Consider the following 3,183-nt stretch of genomic DNA (forward strand, 5'->3'; position numbering starts at 1 on the left):
GGTAAAAACCGAGGCTGTCAGATTGATGTCAAACTCAGGATCTCGATTCTCAACTGGGATAAAACCATCTTCAGGAACAACAACGGGGGGTACATTTCCGTCCAGCAGTCCTGGTGCAAATAGACGTGTAAAATCTCCAGCGATTGTGAGGGGGACGCCATCTTCTGGAATTGGGCCATCCACCGTAAAGGTCAAGTTTAGTGTTGGGTTTTCATCTTCACTCACAACTGGAGTGTCAGTCGTAATACTCACGACTGGGGCAGGAGGTTCAGGTGTAACTTCTTCTACCCTGATCCGAACAACTTGATAGCCATCAGCTGTAAAGTCAGCGCTGGTGAAGGCCGCCGGTGCATCTGCTGTGCTGCCATCTTCGCTTAAGATTCTACCGCCATCAATAAAACCTGGATGTACTGCAACAACTCCATTTTCATCTTCACCGGTATTCGGATCAACTTGAGAGAAGAACGCAGTATTCTCAACTAATTCATCATTGATCTCGGTTCCGGCATCTAAAACTTCACTACCGGCAACGATGAAATCAGCTCCAATAAAATTGCCATTCTCATCAAATAGACTATGAATCATCGGGTCGCCATTGGCGATAAAAGCGTCATTGGAGGGAAGGATCATTGAAGCATAGCTGAAGAACTGGCTACTATCACTATTCAGATCAATCGTGAATGTCTCTGAAGCTATTTCTCCTGGATCGATGGGACCATCTAAGCCTTCAGGACCAAGGATGACGCCATCTACTAAACCAAAACCGCTACTGACGAAATCTTCAGATATACCTTCTGTAATTCCATCTTCAGCTAAGCGTTCCAAACTTGGAGTTGCCGCTTCACCCAGGTCGTAAATGTCAAATTCGCCGTTGTGGAAGCCAACCCAAATTGGTGTCAGGAACGTTCCTGCATTAGGAGCTAAGCTTTCTATCGTAACTAAAACCTCGATAGACTCAGTCTCAGTCGGTACTTCAGTTGCGATCGCATCCACTTGTGCATCACCCACATCTGCACCTGCCAGGTCAGTTAGCCCTAACACACCAGCCAATTCAGGAGACAACAATAGATCCGTATCACTAATTTCCAGCTCATTGTTGGAAACAGAGGCTGTACCCGGTGCACTCAAATCAAATAGAATCTCTAGGCCCAGCGGATCATCCAATGTGTCCGCGACAAAGAAGCCACTTGTCGTATCCGATACTCGAGCGGGGTCAAAGCCAATGGAGAACTCACCAATGGTGGCCTCCGCGCCGCCTAATCCAAGGGTGATGGTACCTGAGTGCTCAATGGATCCACCCAACGGCGTGAATGGAACTGGAGCAAAGCTAAAGTCAGTGGCCTCAGTAATGCCAAAGCCCACTTGGAATGGTTCTAGGAAGGCAGGCCGCTCGGCAGGGGTAGCATCACTGTCTGCACTCACAAACGTTATGCCAGCTACTTCCTCCAGCAGCGGGAAATCGAGGAATACGCTAGTCACTCCAGATTCAACCGCAAAGGACGCGTCTTCTCCACCATCGTTAATATTAAAGTTTACGGTACTAGCATCAGGATTCACCTCATACAGCTCACCGTTGGCAAGCTCAAATGTCAATGTCTCCAGCCCTTCAGTAGGACCATCCTCAAACACCGATAGGGTGATAGAAGCCTGATTTTCGTTCAGGGTTACAAAGAAACCACCCTCATCACCACCCTGGACGGGGAATTCATCAATACCCTCCAGCTCGATTGCGGGTGACCCATCTTCGTTGAAGATAACGAACTCACCTAGTGCTGTCGGTCCACTCGCTACGAAGACCTCTAGACCCCCATCGGGAATGTCGCCATCCACTTCGAAGTTAACGGTAAATTCATCCCCTTCTTCCAGTTCAGTTTCACTCGTAGTGAAGCTAACAGTGGGGCCACCACCAGGGTTGGCGCTAGGACCATCCTGAAGTGTAACCGTAACGGTCGAATTACCGATGACAACATCATCATTCACTGATTCAAGAATCAGCTCATAGGTGACAGGTGCCTCTTCAATAATGTCGTCAAAGATAAAGAAGGAAAGACTAGAGTCGTTGACGGTTAGTGGTGCTATCTCAAACTCAGTATCTCGGTTCTCAATGGGAAGAATATTAACAAATCCCTGACCTTCTACGTCGGGACGATTAACATCAAATCGGGTAGGTTCGTCAAAAAAGAAGCCAGCAAAATCACCAGTCCAAAGAACCGGAATTCCGCCTGGTGGGATAACACCAGAATCGTAAGTCAGTGCAATAGAGACAAGTCTGCCGTCGTCTTCATTGATAACGATACTGCCGTCTGGATTGGTTTCAGAAGCTGGCACCACAGAAAGTGAAATAACGGGTGTCTCGGCTGGATCCCTGACAAGACTCTCAACGAGCGCATCCCCCACATCAATACCAGCCTCTAAGCCCAGGGCGGTAGCAAGTTCTGGAGAAAGCAGCAGATCTCCACCCACATCGAGGGTGGTTTGGTCATCAGACAAATTGATTGTCGGCTCGCCAATATCGAAGAGAACCTCTAGCCCTAAAGCATCATCAAGTGTATCAGCAACAAAGAAACCGCTAGCCGTATCTGAGACTCGTGCAGGGTCAAAGGCAATGGAAAAATCACCCAGCGCTACTTCAGCATCCCCCAATCCCAGGGTTATCGTTCCAGTATGCTCAATCGTACCGCTGTCAAACGCAATTGGGTTTGTATCAATCTCGAATGTGGTTTGGTCATCGACAATGTCGAAGCCTAAGTCAAAGCCAGCAGATGGTGTTCCGCTACTGTCCTCAGATACTAGGGTTAACCCTAATGCATCTAGGTCGAGGGAGATACTCGTATTACCATCGACAATTTGACGCATCCCATCTTCTGAAGTTACATCATCTGGATCGGCAATGCTGAGGGTAACGCTGTTGGCCGCTGGGTCCACCTCATAGGCCTCACCATCAATCAAAGCAAAGTTAAACTGCTCCAGAGCCTCATCCTCATCCGCACCATCATCAATGGCTGCTAGAGTAATCGTTGCTGTAGGCTCAGTCACCGTCACAAAAAAGCCACTATCGCCTTCTGCTGGCGAGGGGAACTCAGCAATGCCGGTTGTGGTTACATTACCAACATCAAACTCAGTCAAGCTCCTAGACTGATTTTGTGCACTGACCACATCATTAATAAGAACGTCCAACCCCCC

1 protein-coding gene is annotated in these 3,183 nt (G+C 48.4%); it reads right to left on the reverse strand.

All coding sequences use genetic code 11. The features are described 5' to 3' along the window. Window positions 1–3,126, reverse strand: a 3,126-nt coding sequence (locus Q0991_RS17565; RefSeq protein ID WP_299490735.1) for a spondin domain-containing protein, incomplete at its 3' end; no start/stop codon positions are given. Between the last annotated feature and the right edge of the window lie 57 nt (window positions 3,127–3,183).

Origin of the sequence: Acaryochloris sp. IP29b_bin.137, assembly GCF_028285745.1 — a bacterium.
Lineage (GTDB): Bacteria > Cyanobacteriota > Cyanobacteriia > Thermosynechococcales > Thermosynechococcaceae > Acaryochloris.